Annotated in this window: 19 protein-coding genes, 1 tRNA gene and 1 pseudogene; 10 read left to right on the forward strand and 11 right to left on the reverse strand. The window is 73.0% G+C overall.

All coding sequences use genetic code 11. The annotated features are described in order from the left end of the window. Positions 1–126: 126 nt before the first annotated feature. A complete protein-coding gene (locus DEH69_RS13480; RefSeq protein WP_220131259.1) occupies positions 127–738 on the reverse strand; it encodes a substrate-binding domain-containing protein in 612 nt (203 codons plus the stop codon). Positions 739–841: 103 nt separating this feature from the next. Between DEH69_RS13480 and DEH69_RS13485 the strand changes: the two genes are divergently transcribed. From DEH69_RS13485 to DEH69_RS13495, 3 genes and pseudogenes are all read left to right on the forward strand, one after another. After that, on the forward strand, positions 842–1,147 hold the full coding sequence (locus tag DEH69_RS13485) for a transposase (RefSeq protein ID WP_113687189.1): 306 nt from the start codon (positions 842–844) through the stop codon (positions 1,145–1,147). A 189-nt stretch (positions 1,148–1,336) separates the two neighbouring features. Beyond that, on the forward strand, positions 1,337–1,534 hold the full coding sequence (locus tag DEH69_RS33640; RefSeq protein WP_369008270.1) for an IS3 family transposase: 198 nt from the start codon (positions 1,337–1,339) through the stop codon (positions 1,532–1,534). Continuing rightward, positions 1,506–2,057 (forward strand): annotated as a pseudogene (locus DEH69_RS13495) (IS3 family transposase); the annotation flags it as partial. The gene DEH69_RS33640 and the pseudogene DEH69_RS13495, both read left to right, overlap by 29 nt. Positions 2,058–2,270: 213 nt before the next feature. Here DEH69_RS13495 and DEH69_RS13500 read toward each other — a convergent pair. Next, positions 2,271–2,346, reverse strand: a tRNA-Arg gene (locus tag DEH69_RS13500). A gap of 288 nt (positions 2,347–2,634) precedes the next feature. On the opposite strand from DEH69_RS13500, the gene DEH69_RS13505 reads away from it, so the two are divergent. The 6 genes from DEH69_RS13505 (at position 2,635) to DEH69_RS13530 (ending at position 10,647) form a co-directional block, all read left to right on the forward strand. Then, a complete protein-coding gene (locus tag DEH69_RS13505) occupies positions 2,635–4,206 on the forward strand; it encodes an ATP-binding protein (protein ID WP_181727424.1) in 1,572 nt (523 codons plus the stop codon). 56 nt (positions 4,207–4,262) lie between these two features. After that, a complete protein-coding gene (locus DEH69_RS13510; protein ID WP_113687193.1) occupies positions 4,263–5,984 on the forward strand; it encodes a GTPase in 1,722 nt (573 codons plus the stop codon). 155 nt (positions 5,985–6,139) lie between these two features. Then, positions 6,140–7,552 carry a thioester domain-containing protein gene (locus tag DEH69_RS13515; protein WP_113687194.1) on the forward strand — a complete coding sequence of 471 codons (1,413 nt, stop codon included), beginning with the start codon at positions 6,140–6,142 and terminating at the stop codon, positions 7,550–7,552. Positions 7,553–7,854: 302 nt separating this feature from the next. Continuing rightward, the gene (gene ettA, locus DEH69_RS13520) at positions 7,855–9,519 is read left to right on the forward strand and encodes an energy-dependent translational throttle protein EttA (RefSeq protein WP_113687195.1); all 1,665 of its coding nucleotides are present in this window, start codon (positions 7,855–7,857) and stop codon (positions 9,517–9,519) included. A 1-nt stretch (position 9,520) separates the two neighbouring features. Continuing rightward, a complete protein-coding gene (locus DEH69_RS13525; RefSeq protein ID WP_113687196.1) occupies positions 9,521–9,970 on the forward strand; it encodes a thioesterase family protein in 450 nt (149 codons plus the stop codon). Continuing rightward, complete coding sequence (locus tag DEH69_RS13530; RefSeq protein ID WP_113687197.1) at positions 9,967–10,647, forward strand: hypothetical protein; 681 nt, start codon at positions 9,967–9,969, stop codon at positions 10,645–10,647. The genes DEH69_RS13525 and DEH69_RS13530 overlap by 4 nt, the downstream gene beginning before the upstream one ends. A gap of 15 nt (positions 10,648–10,662) precedes the next feature. Here the strand turns inward: DEH69_RS13530 and DEH69_RS13535 are convergent, their stop codons facing one another. After that, positions 10,663–12,063, reverse strand: coding sequence for an exo-alpha-sialidase (locus DEH69_RS13535; protein WP_113687198.1), 1,401 nt, complete (start codon positions 12,061–12,063; stop codon positions 10,663–10,665). Positions 12,064–12,181: 118 nt separating this feature from the next. Here DEH69_RS13535 and DEH69_RS13540 point away from each other — a divergent pair, with 118 nt between their 5' ends. Next, complete coding sequence (locus DEH69_RS13540; RefSeq protein WP_258534648.1) at positions 12,182–12,565, forward strand: globin; 384 nt, start codon at positions 12,182–12,184, stop codon at positions 12,563–12,565. Between the two features lie 282 nt (positions 12,566–12,847). Here the strand turns inward: DEH69_RS13540 and DEH69_RS13545 are convergent, their stop codons facing one another. The 8 genes from DEH69_RS13545 to DEH69_RS13580 all read right to left on the reverse strand — a co-directional run bounded on the left by DEH69_RS13545 (position 12,848) and on the right by DEH69_RS13580 (position 23,518). Further along, complete coding sequence (locus DEH69_RS13545; RefSeq protein ID WP_113687200.1) at positions 12,848–13,912, reverse strand: ABC transporter permease; 1,065 nt, start codon at positions 13,910–13,912, stop codon at positions 12,848–12,850. Beyond that, positions 13,909–14,643: an ABC transporter ATP-binding protein gene (locus DEH69_RS13550; protein WP_113687201.1), complete on the reverse strand. Its 735-nt coding sequence runs from the start codon at positions 14,641–14,643 to the stop codon at positions 13,909–13,911. The genes DEH69_RS13545 and DEH69_RS13550 overlap by 4 nt, the downstream gene beginning before the upstream one ends. A 28-nt stretch (positions 14,644–14,671) precedes the next feature. Continuing rightward, positions 14,672–15,577, reverse strand: a complete 906-nt coding sequence (locus DEH69_RS13555) for an FHA domain-containing protein (protein WP_113687202.1) — start codon at positions 15,575–15,577, stop codon at positions 14,672–14,674. Between the two features lie 23 nt (positions 15,578–15,600). Further along, complete coding sequence (locus DEH69_RS13560; RefSeq protein ID WP_113687203.1) at positions 15,601–16,974, reverse strand: VWA domain-containing protein; 1,374 nt, start codon at positions 16,972–16,974, stop codon at positions 15,601–15,603. 68 nt (positions 16,975–17,042) lie between these two features. After that, complete coding sequence (locus DEH69_RS13565; protein WP_309302792.1) at positions 17,043–18,470, reverse strand: protein phosphatase 2C domain-containing protein; 1,428 nt, start codon at positions 18,468–18,470, stop codon at positions 17,043–17,045. Continuing rightward, the gene (locus DEH69_RS13570) at positions 18,461–21,127 is read right to left on the reverse strand and encodes a serine/threonine-protein kinase (protein WP_113687205.1); all 2,667 of its coding nucleotides are present in this window, start codon (positions 21,125–21,127) and stop codon (positions 18,461–18,463) included. Before DEH69_RS13570 ends, DEH69_RS13565 begins: the two co-directional genes overlap by 10 nt. Next, positions 21,124–22,395, reverse strand: coding sequence for a hypothetical protein (locus DEH69_RS13575; RefSeq protein ID WP_113687206.1), 1,272 nt, complete (start codon positions 22,393–22,395; stop codon positions 21,124–21,126). Before DEH69_RS13575 ends, DEH69_RS13570 begins: the two co-directional genes overlap by 4 nt. A gap of 82 nt (positions 22,396–22,477) precedes the next feature. Then, positions 22,478–23,518 (reverse strand): glutamate ABC transporter substrate-binding protein, encoded by a 1,041-nt coding sequence (locus DEH69_RS13580; RefSeq protein ID WP_258534649.1) that lies wholly within the window; start codon positions 23,516–23,518, stop codon positions 22,478–22,480. Positions 23,519–23,524 lie beyond the last annotated feature (6 nt).

Consider the following 23,524-nt stretch of genomic DNA (forward strand, 5'->3'; position numbering starts at 1 on the left):
CTCGCTCATCAGGCGTCTCCTTGATCATCAGATCCGCCGTCTATTGGACACTCCCTGAAAGCGCGAGGCTAGCTGTTGCTGGCCAAGTGGTTGTTAGCACTCTGAGCCAACTGTGCTGACTTCGGGTTATGCCTGCGTGAGGGCGTAGAGGAGTTGGCGTAGGCCGTTCGCGTTCTTGTGGTCTTCGCGCCAGATGAGTCTGAGTTGAAGCGGGGGCGCGGGGACGTCGAGTTGGGCGATGCGTCGTGAGCCGAGGTCGGCATGAACCGTGAACTCGGGTAGCAGCGCGATCCCGCGACCGGTGGCGACCCATTCGCGGACCTGCGCCAGTCCGCCGACGGCGGTGAGGTCTGTGTCGGGGCCGAGCCAGCGCTCGGTGGCCATCCAGAAGGAGCAGCGCGATTCCCTGCCGATCAGGCCTCCTGTTTGCCGGATTCCCTGCATCGTCACTGGGCGCCTGAGCAGTGGATGGCCCGGCGGTACGACCACGGTCATGGGGACCTCGCGCACGTCGAGGTACTCGATCGGCGTGATGGGGTGGGCGAATCCGAGGTCGCCGACGTGCTCGCCGGCGTCGAGGAGCACAGCGACATCGATCTCGGCCTGGTCGAGCGCGGCGAGGAGCCAGCTTCGGTCGGGATCGGGGCGTAGCTGCACGCTGAGGTCTGGACGGGCGCGTCGCAGGTCGTCCAGGACGGCGGGGAGGAGTTCGTCGGCGATCGAGGCTTGTGCTCCCACGGTGAGTCCTGGAGCGAGGTGGAGTCGCTCGGCTGAAGTTCCCCCCTCGGGCTGGACAGCCTCATACTGGGACGACCTGTCCCGGAGGAAGCAGTCCAGGTAAGTGAGCACGAAGAGCAACACCAGCAAGCGGTACACGGCCGAGTTCAAGCGAGACGCGGTCGCGTTGGCGCTGTCCTCGGACAAGACGGTCACCGAGGTGGCCCGGGATCTGGGTGTGAGTCCTGAGGGCCTGCGGGGCTGGGTGAAGCAGGCGAAGATCAACCGGGGCGAGGGGCCGGCCGGTGCGCTGACGACGGCGGAGCGTGAGGAACTCGTGCGGCTGCGGCGCAAGGTTCGTGAGCAGGAGCAGACGATCGAGGTGCTGGGAGAAGCGACGGCCTTCTTCGCGCAGCAGAAGACGAAGTAGCCGCGCGCTACTTGTTCATCGACGCGGAGAAGGTCAGTTCGGACAATCCCGGCGGTTACAGCGTGTCACTGCTGTGCCGGGCGTTGAAGGTGGGCCGCTCGGCTTACTACGCATATCTCGCGGGCCGGGAGGCAGCCCTGGTCCGACGGGATGCTGAGGACGAGCTCGCCGGGGAGATCCGGCGCATCCATGTCGGGTCACGTGGGTGCCTACGGTTCCCCTCGGGTGACCGCGGTTCTGCGGCGCGACGGGCGGCGGCTCAACCGGAAGAAGGTCGAGCGGACCATGCGGGAGCGGGGCATCCGCGGCATCACGCGGCGTCGGCGTCGCAGCCTGACGAAGGCCAGACACCAAAGCGGCGCCGTCGCCGGATCTGGTCGGCCGTGACTTCACCGCCGCCGAGCCCGGCACGAAGCTGGTGTCCGACATCACCTACCTGCCCACGCTGGCCGGCTGGTGGTATCTCGCGACGGTCATCGACCTGGCCACACGGGAGGTGATCGGGTACGCGATGGCCGACCATCACCGGGCTTCCCTCGTCGTCGACGCCCTGCGGATGGCCGCCGCCCGCGGCGGGCTGAAGGAAGGCTGCATCACGCACTCGGACCGCGGCTCGGAGTACACCTCACGTGAACACCGAGCTTTGGTAAAGGAGTTGGGTTTGAAGCCAAGCATGGGACGAACCGGGTCATGTTACGATAACGCCGCCGCCGAAAGTTTCTTCGGTCTGCTGAAGGCGGAGATCGGCACCACGGTCTGGGAGTCCCACGACGCCGCCCGGGCCGATGTCTTCCGCTTCATCGAGGTCGAGTACAACCGCACCCCCCTGCGCAAGCACCCCGAGTACGGCTACGTCACCCCACTCGAAACCAGAGCACTGGTGACGCAGGACCTCACCCCCGCAGCGTAAACACCCGCTGTCCAGGTACAGGGCGGAACTTCAACTGCCGCATCACCCTCACGGCTGACACTGTCGGCCACATCGCCACCACAGCCAACCTGGCGAACGGGGTGACTGTCGTCTCTCTGCCGCAAAGTAACCACAACGGACACCCTGTGAAGGCCACAGAGGAGGAGAAGGTAGCGATGACCCAGAGCCACGGCTCTCAGTCATCCTTCTGTGTGGTGCCCCCGGCAGGACTCGAACCTGCGGCCAAGTGCTTAGAAGGCACCTGCTCTATCCGCTGAGCTACGGGGGCCGGTATCGGTCAGGGCTGGGACGGTGCCCCCCTCGTGACCTCGCCGCGCACAGGATAGAGCGTCGAGGGGGTGGTCCCGGTTGCTTCACGGCAACACCGTCCTGTGGAGATCCAGTGAAGCCGCCCTGATAATCGCAGGTGGTCGCGGAGCGCGCAGCGGTTTTGGTGGCCTTCGGAGGGGGTGTTGCGCACTCGTTATCCCCAAGGCCGGGGATCGGGTGTCCGGCTTGGGGCGCGTTCGGGCGGAATATGCTTGGGAAACAGCGCCGAATTGGGCATTCTGCGCATGTGGCGATCTTGGACGCACGGCCCGAGCTGCTGGACGCGCTGACCCTGCTGAGGGAGCGGCTCGCTGCCGCGCGCTTCCCGCTCGAGCTGCCTGGCGCCGAACGGGCCAGACGCTCGTGCGCCGAGCTGCTGTCCCAGCTCGACGGCTATCTGCTGCCCCGGCTGCGCCAGCCCGACGCCCCGCTGCTCGCCGTCATCGGCGGATCCACGGGGGCGGGGAAGTCCACCCTCGTCAACTCCCTGGTCGGGCGCCGCGTCAGCGAGGCCGGGGTGCTGCGGCCCACCACCAGGATGCCGGTGCTCGTGTGCCACCCCGAGGACCAGAAGTGGTTCGCGGGCCGCCGGGTCCTGCCGCAGCTCGGGCGGGTGTGCGGGCCACGCCACGAGGGCGAGGGGCGGCCCGCGCTCTCCATCGTCACCACCCGCTCCCTGCCGTCGGGGCTCGCGCTCCTCGACGCCCCCGACATCGACTCGCTCGTCGCGGGCAACCGCGACCTCGCCGCCGAGCTCATCTGCGCCGCCGACATCTGGGTCCTCGTCACCACCGCCTCCCGCTACGCCGACGCCGTCCCGTGGCACCTGCTGCGCAGCGCGCGCGAGTACGACGTGACCCTCGCCACCGTCCTCGACCGCGTGCCGCACCAGATCGCCGCCGAGGTCGCCCGCCACTACGCCGCCCTGCTCGAACAGGCCGGGCTCGGCTCCATCCCCCGCTTCACCGTTCCCGAACTCCCCGAGTCCGCCGGCGGTTCGGGCCTGCTGCCCGCCACCGCCGTGGCCGCGCTGCGCTCGTGGCTCGGGCAGCGCGCCCAGGACCCCCTCGCCCGCGCCGACGCCGTCACCCGCACCGCGAGGGGCGCGATCTCCTCGCTGCGCGCCAGGGTCGCGGAGCTCGCGGGCGCGAGCGCCGCCCAGTACGCCGCCGCCGTCCGCCTCGGCCAGCGCCTCGACGACGCCTACGCCGAGGCCGAACAGCGCGTGCGCGCCTGCCTCAAGAACGGCGGGCTGCTCACGGGCGAGGCCCGCGCCCTGTGGCTGGCGTTCCCCGACGACGCGAGCGGCGACGAGCTTCTCGAAGCGCTCGGCCACTCGCTCGCCGGGCTGCTGGTCGAGGCCGTCTCCGCCGCCGACGAGCGCACCACCGCCGCGTGGGCCGACGAGCGGGGCGCGCCAGCGGGCGGCCTCGACGAGGGCGACGGCGTGGCGGAACGCGTCGGGGTGCTCGTGCGGCGGCTGCGGCGCTGCCTCGAAGACCTCGCCGTCGAGGCCAGGATCGCCGCGGGCGCGCGCGACGACGGCGACGACGGCGAGACCGCGGCGCTGCTCGCCTCGTCCCTGCTCGGCGGCCAGTCGGGCGTCATCGCCCAGCAGTCGCTCGCCGGGCTGCTCGGCCCCCGCCACGCCTCGCGGCTGCGCGAGGACGGCGCCAAGCAGTTGCGCGCCTGCGTGGACCGGGTGCTCACCGCGGAGCGCAAGCGCCGCGGCGCGCCCCTGCACTCCCTCACCATCACCGCCGAACCCCAGGTCGAGCTGATCGCGGCGCTGTCCTCCGTTCGGGCCCTGCACGGCTGAGGCCCCGCACGGCTTCGACGGCGCGGCGAGCCACGGCCGGAAGGAGAACGAACGCCATGGCCGACACGCATGTGGACCTGCCCGCGGCGCCGGGCGCGAGCACCAGGAGCGCGCCGGGCGGCGGCGCGCTCAGGGTCAGGCTCGGCGCGCTGCGCGAGCTGGTCGGGCTCTCCCGCACGCGCCTCGACGACGACGTCCTCGCCGAGGCGGGGCGCGTTCTCGACGAGGCCGCCGCGCGCGACCGGCTGCCCGCCGTCTACACCGCCGTGGCCATCGCGGGGGCCACGGGGAGCGGGAAGTCGACGCTGTTCAACGCGCTCGCCGGGGCGCAGCTCTCCGAGGCGGGCGTGCGCCGCCCCACCACCGCGACCGCCGTGTCCTGTACCTGGGAGGCGGGCGGCGGTCAGGTCCCCGACGGGCTGCTCGAACGCCTGGGCATCCCCGCCCGCGCGCGCCGCAGGGCGCACATCATGGACCACGCGCTGCGCGGGACGATCCTGCTCGACCTGCCCGACCACGACTCCGTGGACACCGCCCACCGCGAGCAGGTGGACCGGCTGCTGTCCCTGGTGGACGCGGTGATCTGGGTGGTGGACCCCGAGAAGTACGCGGACGCGGTGCTGCACGAGCGCTATCTGCGCGCGTTCGCCGGGCACGCCGACGTCTCGCTCATCGTGCTCAACCAGGCCGACCGGCTGCCGGGCGAGGCCGTGGACGCCGTCCTCGACGACCTGCGGCGGCTGCTCGACGAGCGGGGCGTGGCGCTCGGCGAGCACGGCGAGCCGGGGGCCGGGGTGCTGGCCGTCTCCGCGCTCACGGGCGATGGCGTGGCCGAACTGCGCCAGCAGATTGGCGAGTTGGTCTCCGCCAGGACCGCCGCGGCCCGGCGGCTCGCCGCCGACGTGGACGGCGTGGCGCGCCGCCTCGGCCCTGTCTATGTGGCCGACGGCGCCGAGGCCCCCGCGGGGCTGACCGAGCGGGCCAGGGAGGACTTCGACGACCGCCTCGCCGCCGCCCTCGGCGCCCAGGCCGCGGGCCAGGCCGCCGAGCGCGGCTGGCTGCGCCGCGCCGACCGCGCGTGCGGAACGCCATGGGGCCAGGTGGTGCGCAGGCTCGCGGCGCACAGGGCCGAGCGCCGTGGGGAGCCGCCCGCGCTGGTGGCCCAGCGCCTGCGCGCCCCCGGACCTCCCGTGGTGGCCGGGGCCCAGGTGGAGCAGGCCGTGCGGCAGCTGGCGGCCGACGCCTCAGAGGGGCTGCCCGAGCCCTGGGCCAACGCCGTGCGCGACGCCGCGCGGCAGGGCGCGAAGGAGCTGCCGGGGGCGTTGGAGAGCGCCCTGGCCGAGCAGCCGCCCGGCGTCCTGCCGAGGCCCCGCTGGTGGTCGGCGGCCGGAGCGGGACAGGCGGTGCTGCTCGCCGCGCAGTTCCTGGGGATCTGCTGGCTCCTCACCGCGCTCGTCGGGCAGCCCGTCGTGGGCCGCTGGCTGCCGCTCGCGCTGCTGCTCGGCGGCTCGGTCGGCGGCCCGCTGCTCGCGTGGGGCTGCCGCGTCGCCGCGCGCGGCCCGGCCCGCGCGTTCGGGCAGCAGGAGGAGTGGCGGCTGCGGCGGCTCGCGGCCGACCGGGGCCACAGCCACGTGCTCGAACCGGTGGCCGGTGAGCTGATGCGCTACCGGGAGGTGCGGGAGCGCTACGTGGTCGCGGCGTCGCCGACGGGTGACGCGGAGGTGTCCCCAAACATCACTTCTTGTCCGCACATGACCGGGCGTCACAGGACTCCCTGAGGTAACGATTCCCCCATAGAATGTGTAAGTCAGGGGCCCGGCGGGGACTTTCACCAACCGTCTCTCTACGATCCACCGTACGCACGGGGATAGTGACGAGCGTGCGGCTGACGCATCCGCCGCAGCGCCCCTGTGATTCCGTGGAGGGGACACACATGATTTCTGCGCCCAGGCGGGTCGCCCCCCGCCTCGCGGCCACCGCCGTCGCCACCGGCCTCCTGGCCACCGGCGCCATCGCGGCAGGAGGCGCCGCGATCGCCGACGAGCAGCCGGGCAGCGGCGCCACCGCCACGCTGGACAACCTGGCGATCGCCGACACCGTCGACGTGACCCTGCCGAACGGCCGGGAGCAGTCGATCCAGGGCGGCCTCTTCAAGCTGACCGCCGACGACGGCGGCATACTCCAGACCTACTGCATCGACTTCAACACCCCCGCCCAGAACGGCACCGCCTACCGCGAGACCGGCTGGGACTCCTCGACCCTGCACAACAACCCGGAGGCCGGGCGGATCCACTGGATCCTTCAGAACTCCTACCCGGTGGTCAACGACCTCAGCGCCCTCGCCGCATCGGCGGGCGCGGGCGAGCTGTCCGACGAGCAGGCCGCCGCGGGCACCCAGGCCGCGATCTGGCAGCTGTCGGACGGCGTGGACGCCGTTCCGGAGAACGAGAACGCCGCCAAGCTGACCGAGTGGCTGCTGGAGAGCGCCGAGGACGTTCCCGAGCCCAACGCCTCGCTCGAGCTGACGCCCTCGCAGGTCTCCGGGCAGCCAGGGCAGATCATCGGCCCCGTGACGGTCAACACGACCGCGGAGTCCGTCTTTGTCACCCCCGACGTGGCCGCGGCCGAGCAGGGTGTGACCATCGTCGACGCCAACGGCGAGATCATCACCGAGGACCAGGCCGTCTCCAACGGCAGCGAGCTGTACTTCTCGGTGCCCGCCGACGCCGAGCCCGGCACCGCGGCGCTGACCGCGACCGCCAGCTCGCAGGTCCCCGTGGGCCGCGCGTTTACCGGCGTCGACACCAGGACCCAGACCATGATCCTGGCTGGTTCGTCCGCGTCGTCCGTCACCGCGGGCGCCTCGGTCAACTGGGCCGGTGAGGGCTCCCCGTCCGTCGCCGTGACCGCCGAGCAGAGCTGCGCCGAAGGCGGCGTGAGCGTCACGGTGGACAACACCGGCGACGTTCCGTTCGAGTTCCAGCTGGTCGGCGAGACCGTCGAGGTCGCGCCCGGCTCGTCGGAGTCCGTGCTGGTCCCGGTCGACGAGGACCAGGCGTACGAGATCGAGATCGCGCACCCGCAGGAGGGCGAGGAGCCCTGGGTCTTCACCGGCGTCCTCGACTGCTCGCCCGCCGATGAGCCCGGCGACGAGCCCGGCAACGAGCCCGCCCCCGCCACCACGGGCGGCGGCGCCTCCGACGACTCCCCCGACCTGGCCGAGACCGGCAGCGACAGCGGCAACCCCGCCATGATCGCGGGCATCGCCGTGGTCCTCCTGATCGCGGGCGCGGGCGCGGTGTTCTTCATCCGCCGCCGCTCCGCCACCGCTGGCGGCGACGAGTGACACCTTCGCGGCACGGTCGCCGACCGCCCCCAGGGGCGGCCTGAGGCACCACCGTGACGGGGGCGGGTCCGGCGACGGGCCCGCCCCTTCGCGCTGCCGCGGGCGCCTCGCGCGCCCCGGGCCCACCGGTTTCCGCGGGGGCGCGCCCATGCGGCAGGATGGAGACATCCGCCTGATACTCCACTGACCCGTTTCCCCCTGACCGGATTCCCCACCGACCAGATTCCCACCGACCAGATTCCCACCGACCAGATTCCCCACCGACCAGATTCCCACTGACCAGAACTGCCGGACGGTTTCTCTTGGCTGAGTACATCTACACCATGCGCAAGACGCGCAAGGCGCACGGCGACAAGGTGATCCTCGACAACGTCACCCTGAGCTTCCTGCCCGGCGCCAAGATCGGTGTCGTCGGGCCGAACGGCGCGGGCAAGTCCACGGTGCTGAAGATCATGGCGGGCCTGGAGCAGCCGTCGAACGGCGACGCGTTCCTCACCCCCGGCTACAGCGTCGGCATCCTCCTCCAGGAGCCCCCGCTCGACGAGTCCAAGACCGTCCTGGAGAACGTCCAGGAGGGTGTCGCGGAGACCAAGGGCAAGCTCGACCGGTTCAACGAGATCGCCGAGCAGATGGCGACCGAGTACACCGACGCGCTGATGGAGGAGATGGGCCAGCTCCAGGAGGAGCTCGACCACGCGGGCGCCTGGGACCTCGACGCGCAGCTCGAGCAGGCCATGGACGCCCTGGGCTGCCCGCCGGGGGACTGGCCCGTCACCCACCTCTCGGGCGGCGAGAAGCGCCGCGTCGCGCTGTGCAAGCTGCTGCTCGAGCAGCCCGACCTGCTGCTGCTGGACGAGCCCACGAACCACCTGGACGCCGAGTCCGTGCAGTGGCTCGAGCAGCACCTCGCCCAGTACCCCGGCACCGTGGTCGCGATCACCCACGACCGGTACTTCCTCGACAACGTGGCCGAGTGGATCCTCGAGCTCGACCGCGGGCGCGCGTATGTCTACGAGGGGAACTACTCGAAGTACCTGGAGACCAAGCAGACCCGGCTCAAGGTCGAGGGCCAGAAGGACGCCAAGCGTGCCAAGCGGCTCAAGGAAGAGCTGGAGTGGGTGCGCTCCAACGCCAAGGGCCGCCAGGCCAAGTCCCGTGCGCGCCTCGCCCGTTACGAGGAGATGGCCGCCGAGGCCGAGAAGACGAGGAAGCTGGACTTCGAGGAGATCCAGATCCCGCCTGGCCCCCGCCTGGGGAACGTGGTGGTCGAGGCCGAGAAGCTGGGCAAGGCGTTCGGCGACAAGGTGCTGGTGGACGGGCTGTCGTTCACCCTCCCGAGGAACGGCATCGTCGGCGTGATCGGGCCCAACGGCGCGGGCAAGACCACGCTGTTCAAGATGATCCTGGGCCTGGAGAAGGTCGACTCGGGCTCGGTGCGCGTCGGCGAGACCGTCGACATCTCCTATGTCGATCAGTCCCGGGCCAACATCGATCCGAAGAAGTCGCTGTGGGAGGTCGTCTCGGACGGTCTCGACTACATCAACGTCGGCCAGGTCGAGATGCCGTCCCGCGCCTATGTGAGCGCCTTCGGCTTCAAGGGCCCCGACCAGCAGAAGCCCGCTGGCATCCTGTCGGGCGGCGAGCGCAACCGCCTGAACCTCGCGCTCACCCTCAAGCAGGGCGGAAACCTCCTGCTCCTCGACGAGCCGACCAACGACCTGGACGTCGAGACGCTCTCCTCGCTGGAGAACGCCCTCCTGGAGTTCCCCGGGTGCGCCGTGGTCGTCTCCCACGACCGGTGGTTCCTCGACCGCGTCGCGACGCACATCCTGGCCTACGAGGGCGAGGCGCGCTGGTTCTGGTTCGAGGGGAACTTCGAGTCGTACGAGAAGAACAAGATCGAACGCCTCGGCCCCGAGGCGGCGCGGCCGCACCGCACCACGTACAAGAAGCTGACCAGGGGCTGACGTGCGCCACATCTACCGGTGCGCGCTGCGCTGGTCGGACATGGACGCGTTCGGCCATGTGAACAACGTCGTCTTCCTGCGCTATCTGGAGGAGGCGCGCATAGAGTTCTTCTTCCGGCTGGCGCGGGAGGCGGCGGCCGACGCGTTCACCGGCGGCTCGGTGGTCGCGCGGCACGAGATCGACTACCTCAAGCCGCTCGTCCACCGGCAGGAGCCGGTCACCATCGAAATCTGGGTGATCAAGATCGGTGCCGCCTCGGCCACGGTCGGCTATGAGGTGAAGGACGGCGAAACGGTCTATGCCCGCGCCTCGACCGTCATCGTCCCCTACGACCTGGAGCGCGCCCGCTCCCGCCGACTGACCGCGGCCGAGCGGACGTTCCTGGCGAGGTTCAGGGACGACGCGGCGAGGTTCGGGGACGACGCCGCGGGGAGCCCCGTTCCCTCATGACCGCGCAGCGACGCCTGGAGTTCGCCGAGCCGGGGGAGGCGGGCGGCCTCGCGGCGTTCCTCGGCAGACAGCTCCGCTGGGACAGGGCGGCGGCGGCCAGGCTCCAGGCCGACGACGGGGTCGTCGCCGTCTTCACCAGGCCCGCGCGCTTCGACGTGCTCGCCGTGTGGCCCAGCAGGCTCTCGGCCCCCGCCACGCTCGACGTCACCGTCTCGGCGGGCGCGCTGCTCGACGCCATCGACGACGAGGGCGGCGCGGTCACCGTGCCCGAGCCCGTGACCGGCCCCTCGTGGGCCGGGCTGCTGCCGCCGCGCGGCGGCTGGCGGCCCCTGGCCGAGCTGCCGCACGCGACCGTGCGCGAGGCCGCGGCCGGGGTCGTCGCGGAGTTCAGGCGGCGGACCGAGCGGCTGCCCGAGGCCGAGCGCACGCGCGCGGCGCTCGACGCGCTCGCCGAGGAGATCTGGTCCAGGCGCCTGCCCGGCACCCCGCTCCCGCTGCGCGCCGTGCACGCCGCGCACGCGCTGGGCTTCCTGCGCGCCGACGCGCCGGTCGGCCTGCTGACCGGCGGGCCCTGGCTGCGCCTTCGCACCCCGCTCGGCGCCACGGTGGTCCGCCGCGAGGGCGGGACCCCGGGGCTCGGCGTCACACCGCTGACGGGGAAACGCCCAGGACCCTAGCCGGGCGGCGGGCGGCTACGCGGGCGGCGGGCGGCGGATCGGGGAGGTGCGGGCGAGCGTGGACGGCGTGCGCCGGTTCACGGTCGCCGCGGCGCGCACCACCCCGGGGCCTCGGTCCGCCGCCCCCCAGAACGAGCTGCCGCCCGAGGGCCGCGGCGCCGGACAGAAGTCGTGCCGCGGCACCCCGCCGTCCAGCGAGGCCACCGTGAACGCCGTGAACTTCACCGTTCCGTGCGGGCTCTTGCCACCCGTCTCGTAGAGCAGCCCTATCTCGCCCGTGATCAGCTCGGTCAGGTCCGAGTAGCCCGCCCTCGCGAAGTTGATCGACGACGCGGTCGACTGCCAGGTGCGGCCCTCGTCGTACGACGTGCGGATCGTCATCGTCCTGCGGCGCGTGGCGATCTGCGGCACGGGCCTCGCGGGCGCGGACAGCAGCAGCCGGTTGCGCGGGTCCCCCTCGTCCGTGGCGCGCAGCCGCAGCAGCGACGCGGAGACCGGCGGCGCGGCGAGCCCCGCCACGGGCGCGAACCCCTCGGGGGTGAACGTCAGCCCCCCATCCGCGCTGTGCCCCGCGAGCCGGTAAGGGCTCGTGCTGTCGGGGTCGGAGGTGCGGGCGTTGACATAGAGCGAGCCGTCGACCAGCTCGACCACCGTCAGCTCGCCCGGGTGCGGCTCGTCGTCCGGCACGTCGTACACCGCGCCGAGGTGCCACGTCATGCCGCCGTCGTCGCTGTAGTACAGCTGCGCGCCCGAGCGCCCGTCCGCGGTGTCGTGATCGCCGGGAACGATCAGGCGTCCGGCGTGCGCCCCCCGGCGCAACTGCACGCCGTGCCCCGGGCCGAACGACACCCACGTCCAGTCCACCGGCTTGAGCGGGCCGAGCACCCCGCCAGGGGTCCACGTCAGCCCGTCGTCGCCGCTGTACATGCTGTGCAGGCTGCGGGAGCCGCGCTTGCGCTCGCCGTCCCTCGACGTCCAGGCGTTGTACGCGTACAGCAGCGACACCCGGCCGCTGACCTCGTCCACGACGGGCACGGGGTTGCCATAGCCGCCGCGGGTGCCCTTGCCGCGCAGCACGGTCATCGCGTCCCACGTCCGGCCGCCGTCCGTGGACCGCTTGACGACCAGGTCGATGTTGCCGACATCCGAGCAGTCGGTGACGCGGGCCTCGGCGAACGCGAGCAGCGTGCCGCGCGGCGTGGTGACCAGGGCCGGTATGCGGTAGCACGCGTAGCCCTCGTCGTGGTGCGCGAACGGCGTGGAGATCGCGGGCTCGGGCGACACCGGCGGCTCGGGCGGCGAACCCGCGCCCGATGCGGGCGCGGTGGACAGCACGGCCCACGCGACGGTGGTGAGGAGCGCGGACCAGGAGAGGGCGAGCGTTCTTCGGCGGCGGCGGTACTCCTGGACCGGCATGGGGCGGACGATACGACAGCGGGGCGGCGGGCAGGCGACCCGCGGTGAACGGGGAGGTTGCGGGAGGGTGACGCGACCGGCCGGGGGCGCGTCCTGGCGGGTCTGCGACCATGGAGGGGTGACCGAGCAGCAGTCGTTCTATGAGCAGGTCGGGGGCGAGGAGACCTTCAGGAAGCTCGTCCACCGCTTCTACGAGGGTGTCGCCGAGGACCCGTTGCTGCGGCCGATGTACCCCGAGGAGGATTTGGGGCCAGCGGAGGAGCGCCTCGCGCTGTTCCTGATCCAGTACTGGGGCGGGCCGCGCACCTACGGCGAGACCCGCGGCCACCCGCGGCTGCGGATGCGGCACGCGCCGTTCGAGGTGAACCGCGCGGCCCACGACGCGTGGCTGCGCCACATGCGCGCCGCGGTCGACAGCGTCGGGCTGGCGCCCGAGCACGAGCGCGAGCTGTGGAACTACCTGGTGTACGCGGCGGCGTCGATGGTGAATACGCCCGGCTGAGCGGGGGGCGCTCCGCTGGGTTCGACGGGCGCGGCGCGCCGGGGTTCTTGCCCCGCCCACCCACCCCTACCCGCGCTTCGCGCGGAACACCCGCGCTTCGCGCGGAACACCCGCGCTTCGCGCGGGGCGACTGCCGCCGTAGGTGCTTCGCGCCGTGCGCCGCAGGCGCGCCGCCGCGCGACACACCGCGCCGCGCCGCGGGCGCCGTGCAGCCCGCGCCAGTGGACGGGCTTGGGCGGGCTGTTGGCGAGCCGCAGGCTACGTCTGTTGGCGAGCCGCAGGCTACGTCGTGTCCCAGCGGAACAGGCGGGCCGCTATCGCCGTCACCACCGCCGCGAAGAGCAGCAGGCCGCCCATCACGGGGAGCGCCGCTCCCCAGCTCTCGCCGCGGGAGAGGACGTCCATCATCGCCTCGTTGAGGTGCTTCAGCGGCAGCACCGTCGCGATGGCGTTCAGCCAGCCCGGCATCTCGTCCGTCGGGAAGAACGAGCCCGACAGGAACGCCATTGGCATGATGACCACCTGGAGCGCGCCGTTGGCCGCCTCGTCGGAGTTGGCCCAGGCGCCGATCAGCAGGCCGATCGACATGAACGCCAGCGTGCCGCAGGCCACCAGCGGGATCGAGAGCCACCACGAGCCGGTCAGCTGGAGGCCGTAGAACGGGATCGTCGCGATCGCCAGGAAGATCGCGACCTGCACGAACGCCAGCGCCAGGCTCACGCCGATCCTGGCGCTGATGACCGTGCTCGGCTTGATCGGGGCCAGCCACAGGCGCCGCAGGATCCGCTTCTTGCGCCAGTTGACGAGCGTGAACGCCGACATGAACGACGCGCCCATCGCCACCGCCCAGCCCAGCAGCCCCGGCGTCAGGAACTGGATCGCCTTGACGGAACGATCCTCCACCCGGTCACTGGCCAGCGTGAACGCGGGCTCCTGGCCCGTCGCCTCGACGTTGGCGCTCTGCACGATCGACTGCATCAGCCCCTGGACCGTGCCCGCGCGGGCCGCGTCCGCGGCGGAGTAGCGCAGCTGGACCCGGCCCTCGTCCTCCCAGACCACCGCGTCCACGTCGCCGTCGCTGACCTGCTCCAGGGCGCGTTCCCTGTCGCCCGACCTGGTGACCTCCAACGCGTCGCCCAGCGTGGCGCGTTGCTCCTCGGGCATGTTGTCGAGCACCGCGACGTTGCCGATCTGGACCACGCTGGAGCGCGGCACGCCCGAGTCCTGGAACAGCGCCCCGAACAGCGCCAGGAACATCAGCGGGAAGATCAGCATGAAGAAGACGGCCGTGCGGTCCCGCAGCAGGCCGAGCACCATCGCCCGCGACAGGCTCCTGAACGCGCTCATTCGCGGTACTCCCGTCCGGTGAGCTGGAGGAAGACGTCCTCCAGGGTGTCCACGCCCAGCTCCCTGACGAGGTCGGCGGGCGGGCCGACGCGGAGGATCCGCCCGGCGTCCATGATCGCGACGCGGTCGCAGAGCAGCTCGGCCTCGTCCATGTAGTGCGTGGTCAGGACGACCGTGCGGCCCGTGGAGTTGAGCCCGCGCAGCAGGTCCCACAGGTTGCGGCGGGCCTGCGGGTCGAGGCCCGTGGTGGGCTCGTCGAGGAACACCAGCTCGGGGTCGTGGACCAGCGCGCAGGCGATCGAGAGGCGCTGCGCCTGGCCGCCGGAGAGCTTGTCGTCGCGGATGTCCTTCTTCTCGGTCAGCCCGACCGTCTCCAGCATGGCGTCGGCGCGGTCGGCGGAGACGCCGTAGAGGGCGGCGAAGGTGTGTATCTGCTCGCGGGCGGTGAGCTTCTCGAAGAACGCCGACGCCTGGAGCTGGACGCCTATGCGGCGCAGCAGCTCGGGATTGCGCGGCCACGAGGGCTCGCCGAGGAGCAGCGCGGTGCCCTCGTCGGGCTCGCGCAGCCCTTCGACGATTTCCAACGTGGTGGTCTTGCCAGCGCCGTTGGGGCCGAGGATCCCGTAGAACTCTCCTCGCTCGACCTCGAAGGTCACTCCGTCCACGGCACGAACATCCCCGTACCGCTTGCGCAGTCCATCGACCGCGATGGCAGCGGTGTTATCAGTCACCCGGGTGATAGTAGTGCCGGGTGGGGTGTCAGCCGCGATAAAGGGTCAGCGTCGTCCACGCACCGATGTGGACACGGTCGCCCTCGTGGAGCGTGACCGGCACATAGGGCTGGATCGGGTCCTCGGCGCCGTTGACCGTCGTCCCGTTGGTCGAGTCCTGGTCGACCACGGCCCAGCCGCCGTCGGGCTGCTGGACGAGGATGGCGTGCTTGTGCGAGACGCCGGGGTCCTCGGAGGGCTGCGACAGGTCGATGTCGGGGGACTCGCCCGTGGACTGGCGGCGGCGGCCGATCGTGACCTGGGGGCCCGAGAGCTGCACGCGCTGCTCGGGCGCGTACGTCGGGAGCGTCAGCTGCGCGGCCTCGGGGCCCGAGCGCCGCATCATCGCCGCGAAGTACTCGGGGTCGGGGCCCACGGTGACCATCCAGCCCGAGCCCTGCTGCGGGTAGCCGGGCGGGCCGCCCTGGCCTGGGAAAGGCGGCGGGCCGCCCTGGGGGGCGCTCGGCGGCGGGAGCACCCAGTCGCCGCTCGGCTGCGGGGGCGGCGCGTGCGCCGGGGCGCCACCGCCGGGGGGCACCGGTGGTATGTAGGTGGTGGGGGAGTTGGTCAGGAAGTTGTAGCGGCAGCCCTCGCAGAACGGCGCCTGCGCCTCGCGCGGGGTGCGGCACTGCGGGCACAACTCGCCCTGGGTATACGGCTGGACGGGCGGGATCGGCGCCGTCGAAGGCCCGGGGCCTCCGGGGTAGCCGGGAGGTGGTGACGGCGGGCCGCCCTGGCCTGGGAATGGCGGCGGGGCGCCGGGGGAGCCACCGGGCGGCGAGGGGTAGCCTGGCGGGGCGGGCGGCATCGGCGCGGCGGGGGTGAGCATGCGGTGGCCGCACACCTCGCACCAGTCCTCGGCCACCGAGTGGTGGCCGTTCGGGCAAGTCGGCATCCTTACTGCCTCCCCCTCGGTCCCTAGCGTCTTGTGGACTCGTCGCTCTCGATCGGCTTCTTCTTCACCCTCACGGTCTTCGTCGACCGCGTCTCCAGTGTCATCTCGTCCGCCTGGGTGACCCCGGGCTTCAGTCGAACAGTACCTTCCGCCGCGTCCTCCACGTCCACCACCTTCGCGAGCAGTTTGGCGGTCTCCGCGTTCCCCGACACGTGCGCCAGCTGAACGGCGCGGCCCAGCTTGGCCGTTGCCCCGACCTCGTCGCCGCGCTTGCGGGAGGCGAGCCCCTCCTGGATCGCCTGGGCCAGCTCGGCCTGGCCCGTGTAGTGCGCCACCTGCGGACTGATCGCGGTCGCCGCGGCCAGGTCGTCCGTCCACACGGCCCGCACCAAGCCCTGGCCGAGCACCGTCGCGGGCGGGCCAGCGGGCGCGGCGGGCTCGCGGATGACCAGCGCGACCCTGGCGGCCAGCATCTCGTGGCCCACGCCCACGGCGGGGACGCGCACGCACACGTGGTAGTCGCGGGACTCGTCGCCCCACGACCCCGTGGGGTAGTCGCCCGAGCGCGGCGGCGACTCGGTGCGGCGGCCCGTCAGGTCCTCGACGGTGGGCGCGACCTGCTTGACGAAGCCGACCTCCGAGCCCTGCGGCGTCCACAGGCGCAGGCACACGTCGCCGATCTCCTTGCCCATCGCCGTCTCCATCATGGCGGTGAAGTCGGCGGCCAGGCCCTCGGGTTCGGCCACGATGTCGGCGGTGCCGAGCAGCGCGGACGCGATGCCGGTGACCTCGGCGACCTCCCAGTCGGTGCCCACGCCACGCGCGTCACACGTGAAGCGGCCCGCGCACGCGTCGAGCGCGGCCCGCAGCTGCTCGGGCTCCTCGTGCTCGTTGCGCCCGTCGGTCAGCAGGACGCCGTGGCGGATGGGCGCGGGGGACGCGGCCAGCAGGCGCTCGGCGAGGCGGAGCCAGGTGCCTATCGCGGTGCCGCCCGCGGCGTTCAGCCCGCGCAGCGCCTCCTTGGCCGCGGCCCGGGTCGCGGCGTCCGCGATCGCGAGCCGCCCGTCGCCCGGGTAGACCTCGACGGCCTTGTGCGTGCCCGCGACCACGGCGAACGCCACGCCGTCGCGCAACGTGTCGACCGCGGCCTCGGTGGCGGCCTTGGCGCCGCGCATCTTGGCGGGCGGGTAGTCCATGGAGCCCGAGCAGTCCACCATGATCACCACGGCCGCGCGCGGCCCGTCCGCGGGCTCGGCAGGCCCGAGGGCCAGGCCGCCGCTGCCGGTCGCGGTGACGGTGACGATGGCGTTCACCTCCCGCGCGTCCTGCGGGAGGTATTCGTTCTGGTACACCTCGATCGAGAAGTGCGGGACCTGCGATGTGACGAAGTCGGCCATGCTGAGGGGCCCTTCTGCGGCGTCCTGTCGTGCCAGGGCGGGGGAGAAAGCGGGTGAACGGCCGCGGCTCAGGCCGTCTCGGCCCGGTCGGGCTCGGTCGGGAACGGGATGACGGCGACCGTCACGTTGTCGTGGCCGCCCGATTCGAGGGCGTGGCGCACCAGGTGCTGGGCGCTGGGCAGCGGGGCGGAACGCGCCTTCGCCGGGACGATGCGGGCCATCTCGTCGGCGGTCTCGGCGTAGTTCCACAGGCCGTCGGTGCACACGATGACGACGCCGGGGCGGTCGGGCTCGAACGAGCGGGTGTGCGGGGCGATCTCCTGGGCGTCGGCGCCCAGCCACGCGGTGATGGCATGCGCCCTGTGGTCGGCCATCGCCTCGGCCTCGCTGAGCAGCCCCGCGGCCACCATCTGGGCGGCCCACGAGTCGTCCTGCGTCAGCCGGGCCGGTGCGCCGCCCTCCTCCTCTGGCACCCAGTAGGCGCGGCTGTCGCCGATCCAGCCCACGGTGAGCGTCTGGCCCGTGGTGACGGCGGAGACGATCGTGCAGGCGGGGGCGTTGCGGCCCGGCTCCTGCTCGCCGGTCTCGGCGAGCGCGGCGACGGCGGTGGCGGCGGCGTGCAGGGCGTCGTGCATCGCGCGCTGGCCGCCGACGCCGCGCGGGAGCGCGGCGAGCAGCGACTCCAGCGCGGCCTCGGCCGCGGTGGCGGACGCCTCGTGCGGGCGCGACGACGAGGAGACGCCGTCGCACACGACCGCGAGCACGGCGGGCGAGCCGTCGGACAGGGCGGTGGCTGACACGGTGAACGCGTCCTCGTTGCGGTGGTGGCGCAGGCCGAGGTCGCTGACCGCGGCCACGCCGCCGAGCGCGCGCTCGACGTGGTCGCGGTCGTCGGGCTGGGCGCGCCCGCACTCGACGCAGTACCCGTCGGGGTCGACCTGGCCCTGGCCGCACACGGCGCACAGCGGGCGGTCGGCCGCGGTGGGCGCGCCGTCGTGGGCGATGCGCGGGTCGGGGCGCGTGGGCGCCGACTGGGGCTGGGGCTGGGGCTGTTGTGGCAGCTGTGGGGCCCGCTGTTGCGGGGGCGGCGCGGCCGGTGCCGCGCCGGGGGGCGGGGGCGGCGCGGGGGACACGGGCGGGCCCGAGGGCGGCGGCAGCGCGTCGGCGTCGGCGTCGGCGCGCAACGGGGGCGGGAGCGTGAAGTCCGGCTCGGTGGGCGTGCGCCCGGCGTGCGGCGCGGGCTCGCGCGCCAGCGCGGCCGAGGGGGGCACCGGGTATCCGGGGGGCGCGGGCGGAACGGGTGGCGCGGGCGCCGGAGCCGGGGACGCCGGAGCCGCCGGGGGGGCCGCGGCGGGCGGCGGCGGGGGCGCGGCCTCGCGGGAGGCGGTGCGCAGATCGGTACCGCAGACGCCGCAGAAGCGATCGTCGTCCTCCAGCGGCTCACCGCAGCCGGGACAGGCGGAGAGTTGGTCGAGCTGCGGCATTGTCACACCCATGTCCTCGGGCGGAAGCGATTGGCCGCCTCCACCAGTTCGGTCCGTTCACTGCTGGTCTGCGCGAGCCGGGCGAGGCGCCGGTAGGAGCGTTCAAGCCCGAGCCTGATACCGGTCTCGTCCAGGGGGGCGCCCAGGAGTGTCCGCTGGGGATCCGTTTGCCGCTGGAACTGACCGGGGGGTTGGGACAATACCCAGTCCAGCGCGGAACCCAGCACTTCACAGGACAGCTGTTCACCCAGCCACGGTTCCAGCCCGGCGCCTCGCAAACGCGCCAGCTGTTCGCCCGCCGCGAGCAGGTCGGGCAGCAGGTCGTCGGCGGGCGCCCGACCCCGCAGCCTGGCCCGCACCGCCGCCACGCGCGCGGCGATCCAGTGGGCCGAGGTCTCGGGCACCGACTCCAGGGCCGCCACCGCGCGCGCCCTGTCCCCCGCCGCAAGCCGCACGCGGGCCAGGCCGAAGCCCGCGCTGACATGGCTGGGGTCGGTCGTCCACACCAGCTCGTAGTAGTCGGCGGCGTTGTCCAGCTGGTCAAGCGCCTCGGCGCACACCGCGAGCGCCAGCTTGGGCGCCACCTCGCCGGGGAACGCGTCGTAGACCGCGTCGAACGCCAGCGCCGCCGTCTCCAGGTCCCGCCCGGCCAGCGCGGCAAGACCCCGGTACCAGACCACGCGCCAGTCGGCTGAGTGCCGCTCGGTCAGGTCGGCGAGCGCGTCCCGCGCGGCCAGCGCCGCCGCGTCGCCCGGCATCTCCAGATACGCGCGCAGCTCGCGCACCCGGCGCTCCACCGAGTCGGTCGGGGCCGAGCGCAGCGCCACCACCAGGTCGGCGGGTGAGGTCGCCATGAGGCCGGCGAGAAAGCCCGCGTTGGGGTCGGCCGGGTCGACGCGGGGCACCGGCAGCGCGAGCACGATGCCCCGCAGGTCGGGCGGAACGGTCACCGGCGCATCCGAGTCGACGGGCGCCCCCTGCACCGAAGGCGGTAGCGCGGGCGGGGGCGGCGCCCCCTGCGGCGGCGGCCCCACGGCGCCGGGCGGCGTCCCCGGAGTGGCGGGCGCGGGGGCGAGCGCCGGAGGGCTCGCGGCGCGGGCCGCGCGCCGGCGCCCACGCGGGCGCCCGCCGAGCAGGGACACCGGGCCCCTCGGGCGCGGCACCAACTCCGTGTCCACCACCCGCAGCTCGGGCCCGAACAGCTGGGACAGCGCGGGCTGCGGCTGCCCGCTGCTCATCGCCACGATCTCCCGCAGCACCCCGGTCAGCTGCTCGGCCATCTCCTGCGCCGAGGCGAACCGCCGCCGCGGATCCGGGTCGGTGGCCCGCACCAGCAGCCGGTAGAACGACTCGTAGCGCTGGAAGACCTCGATGTTCTCCGGCTCGGGCAGGCTGTCGGCGTACACCGTCGTATAGCCCTGGAAGTCGAACGTCAGCACCGCGAGCGTGCGCGCCACCGTGTACAGGTCGGAGGCCACCGAGGGGCCGATCTCCGCGACCTCGGGCGCCTGGTACCCCACCGTGCCGTAGATCGCCGACTCGTGGTCGTCCATCCGCCGCACCGCGCCCATGTCGATGAGCTTGAGCTGGTCGTCCTGCTGGATGGCGTTGTCCACCTTGAAGTCGCAGTACAGGACGTTTCTGCTGTGCAGATAGCCCAGCGCGTCCAGCGCCTCGATCCCGTACGCGCACGCCTGCTCGACCGGCAGCGGGTCGCGGCGCCCGTCGGGGGCGCGGCGCGCGTTGGCGATCTCCTTGAGCGACTTGCCGCCGACGTACTCCATCACGATGTAGCCGTCCATCGAGCCGGTGCGCCGGTCGAGGTGCTCGACGAAGTTGTAGATGCGCACGATGCTCGAGTGCTCGATCTCCGCGAGGAACCGCCGCTCGGAGATCGCCGCCGCCATGGCGTCCTCGTCGCCGGTGTCCAGCAGGCCCTTGAGCACGACCCAGCGGTTCGACACCGCGCGGTCGATCGCCAGATAGATCCAGCCGAGGCCCCCGTGCGCGAGGCAGCCCGCGATCTCGTACTGGTCCCTGACCACGTCGCCGGGCTGGAGCTTGGGGATGAACGAGTACGGGTGGCCGCACTTGGTGCAGAACCCCTCGGTGCGCCCGGTGCGCCCGCCGCGCGAACGGCCCACGGGGGCCCCGCAGTCGCTGTTCCCGCAGAACCGCTTCCGCTCGGGCACCTCGGGGTTCTCCAGGACGGCCGAGAGCGGGTCGGGCCTGGGCACCTGGGGCACCGAGACCAGGCCGGCGCCGAGCCGCGAACGGGCCGACGTGCTGGTGCTCGAACGCGACGAGCGCACCGAGACCGAACGCCCCGCCATCCCCCCGGCGCCCGCGCGCGAGAGCCGCCCCGACACCGAGCGGCGGGAGAACTGCGAACGCGACGACACGCTGGAGCGGCCCGAGCCGAGCGACGAGCCCGAGCCGGTGCCCGTGCCACCCGAGCGGTCCGAACCTTCCGAGCCGCGGGAGCCGGAGGAGCCGCGGGAGCCGCGCGCCGCGCCCGTCATCCCGGTGGCGGCCACGCCGATCATGCCCTCGGGCGAGACCACGGGCGCGAGGCCGCACGTGTCGCAGTACAGCTCGCCCGCGCCCACGTCCTCGTACACGCCGTCGCAGTCGGGCCGTTGACACGTTCTGGTCGCCGTCTGGCTCACGGGTCGCTCCTCCGATCGACGGGACCTGGGTCGGGGACCAGCACCTCGGCCGCCGCCCGCTGGTACCGCAGCACGGCCTGCTCGGCGGCGCGCAGGTCGCAGGGCGCGGTCCACAGCAGCCTGCGCGCCACGTCGTAGCGCTCCACCAGCATCGGCTCCTCGGCCTTCCCGAGGCGGGCGGCCTTCGCCTTGTACGCGTCGAGCCTGCCGCGCAGCTCCGCGCGGACGGCCAGCGGCGCGGTCACCGCGGACAGCGAGTCGCGGGCCCGTTGCAGCTCCTCGTCCGCGCGCTGCTCAAGCGACTCGAGCAGCGGCGAGAGCCGGTGCCACTGCGAGCGCCTGCGGTAGTCGGCCGCGGTGGCGAGCTGCTCGTGCAGCACGCTGGAAGGGCCGCTCACCGCGGGCACCTCGGAGGCGGCGATCTTCGCCAGCACCTCGCCGCGCGCCGTGCGCGCCTCGGCGAGCGTGCGGTCGGCCCGCGAGAGCACGTCGCGCAGCCGGATCAGCCGGTCCTCGGCGTCCTTGCGCACCCCGATGACCGCGTCCACCTCGCGCCTGATGTCGTCGATGGCGCGCGCGGCCGCGTCGTAGCGCGACGTCTCGGGGCGCCCGCCGCCCGGCGCGCTGCTGCCGCCCGCCGGGATCCAGAACGCCAGCGGATCGGCGATCACCTCGGCCCGCAGCGCCGTCAACTCGCCGGTCACCCGGTGCAGATCGTCCCCCGCGGGGTGCGCGCCAGGGCGCACGCCCACGGAGTGCGCCAGCTCGCGCAACCGGCGCAGCTCGGCGGCCAGCAGATCTATCCGCGCGGGCAGCGCCGACCACACGGAGTCCGCCGCGACGACCATGTCGAGCACGGCCGCGTACCCGGCGTTCATCCGCTCGACCAGCTCCGACCAGCTCAGGTGCTCGGCCAGCCGCCCGCCCTCGCCCGCGACCGTGAGGTTCGCGCCGTCGAGCAGCATGCTGAGCTGGAGCAGGTCGTCGCGGCTGGGGTTGCGGCGCCTTCCCCGCACCTCGCGCGCCGTCTCAAGAGCCTCGGTGCACGTGTCGAAGTACGACCAGAGCCGGGTGACGGTCTCCTCTGCCACCGCCCACCGGTCCCGGGTGACGCCCGCGAGCTCGGCGCCCTCCAGCAGTCTGCGGCCCGCGTGGTCCTGGAGCGCGAGCAGGGAGGACTCGATCGCCTCGTGCTCGGCACCCAGCCGCGCCAAGGCGCGGTCCACCTCCTCGCGGCTCAGCACTTTCCCGCCGGAATCCGGGGCCATCGCTCTCCCCTCAGTCGCCATCTCGTCTCGCTTCTGCCACCGCCTGCCGGATCCCTTCCCCGAACGGGTCGTTGATCACCGGTCAGTTCCGGTAGAGCGGCTCGGGCGGGCTCGGGGGCGGCTCGTTCTCCCCGTAGAGATAGCCCTCGAGGCGCGCCTGGGCGGCGGCCGTCCAGCGGCTCTGGGCGCCGCCCTGGCGGTAATCCTCCAGCACGGCGTTGACCCAGGCGACCAGGTCGGTGGCCTCGGCGTTGAACGCCACGCCGTAGGACTCCTCGGTCAGCGGCTCGCCGATCAGCTCCATCGACGGGTCCTGCGCCACGTGCCCCGCGCCCAGCGCGGCGTCCGTCATGAGCGCGTCGGCCTCGCCCAACTGCACCTGAACGAGGCAGTCCAGATGGTTCGGCGCGGTCACGAGCTCCGCACCGTGGCTCTCCGTTGCCAGCAGCTCGGCGGCCGTCGAGCCCTCCGCGCTGCACACGCGCTGCCCGGCCATCGACGCGTCGAAGCCGTCTATCGGGGAGTTGCGCGGGGCGAGAAGCTGCTGGCCCGTCTCGAAGTAGGCGGTGGAGAACGCCACGTCCTCCCACCGCTCGCACGTGATCGACATCGCCCGCACCACCATGTCCACGGCGCCGTCCTGGAGGGCGTTGATCCGCTCGCTCGTGGGGATCGCGCGGAAGACGATGTCGGGGTCCTGGGTGTCGAGCAGGTCCTCGGCGATCGCCTCGACCAGGTCGATGTCGAAGCCGACGATCTCCCCGGTGTCGGGCGTGCGGTACCCCCACAGATAGCTGTTCTGGTCGATGCCGACGATCAGCTGCCCCCGGTCCTGGATCTCATCCACCGACGAGCCCACGACGCGCTCGGCGGGGTAGCTCTCCGCGGCGTCCCTGCCGTCGTCGCACGTCTCGCGCTCGGCGACCGTGCCCACGCCGTGCTCGTCGGCGGGCTCGGCGACGGCGTGCTTGCCCGCCCTGCGGTGGCCGCCCGCCCCGTCGGGCAGCGAGCCCGCGAGCACGGCGCCCGCCAACGCCAGCCCTCCGGCGGCGAGCAGCAGGGCCCGCGCGTCGCGCGAACGCCCCACGCCCCCCGCTCTCGAACGCTTTCTCGTCCTCGGCACCGTCCG

Source organism: Streptomyces sp. PT12, from assembly GCF_003311645.1.
Taxonomy (GTDB): domain Bacteria; phylum Actinomycetota; class Actinomycetes; order Streptomycetales; family Streptomycetaceae; genus Streptomyces.

What these genes read in the sequence shown, in the direction of transcription:
- DEH69_RS33640 (WP_369008270.1), top strand. Translation starts at nt 1,337, where the DNA reads ATGTCGGGTCACGTGGGTGCCTACGGTTCCCCTCGGGTGACCGCGGTT.
- DEH69_RS13510 (WP_113687193.1), top strand. Translation starts at nt 4,263, where the DNA reads ATGGCCGACACGCATGTGGACCTGCCCGCGGCGCCGGGCGCGAGCACC.
- DEH69_RS13515 (WP_113687194.1), top strand. Translation starts at nt 6,140, where the DNA reads ATGATTTCTGCGCCCAGGCGGGTCGCCCCCCGCCTCGCGGCCACCGCC.
- DEH69_RS13530 (WP_113687197.1), top strand. Translation starts at nt 9,967, where the DNA reads ATGACCGCGCAGCGACGCCTGGAGTTCGCCGAGCCGGGGGAGGCGGGC.
- DEH69_RS13535 (WP_113687198.1), bottom strand. Translation starts at nt 12,063, where the DNA reads ATGCCGGTCCAGGAGTACCGCCGCCGCCGAAGAACGCTCGCCCTCTCC.
- DEH69_RS13545 (WP_113687200.1), bottom strand. Translation starts at nt 13,912, where the DNA reads ATGAGCGCGTTCAGGAGCCTGTCGCGGGCGATGGTGCTCGGCCTGCTG.
- DEH69_RS13555 (WP_113687202.1), bottom strand. Translation starts at nt 15,577, where the DNA reads ATGCCGACTTGCCCGAACGGCCACCACTCGGTGGCCGAGGACTGGTGC.
- DEH69_RS13560 (WP_113687203.1), bottom strand. Translation starts at nt 16,974, where the DNA reads ATGGCCGACTTCGTCACATCGCAGGTCCCGCACTTCTCGATCGAGGTG.
- DEH69_RS13565 (WP_309302792.1), bottom strand. Translation starts at nt 18,470, where the DNA reads ATGGGTGTGACAATGCCGCAGCTCGACCAACTCTCCGCCTGTCCCGGC.
- DEH69_RS13575 (WP_113687206.1), bottom strand. Translation starts at nt 22,395, where the DNA reads ATGGCCCCGGATTCCGGCGGGAAAGTGCTGAGCCGCGAGGAGGTGGAC.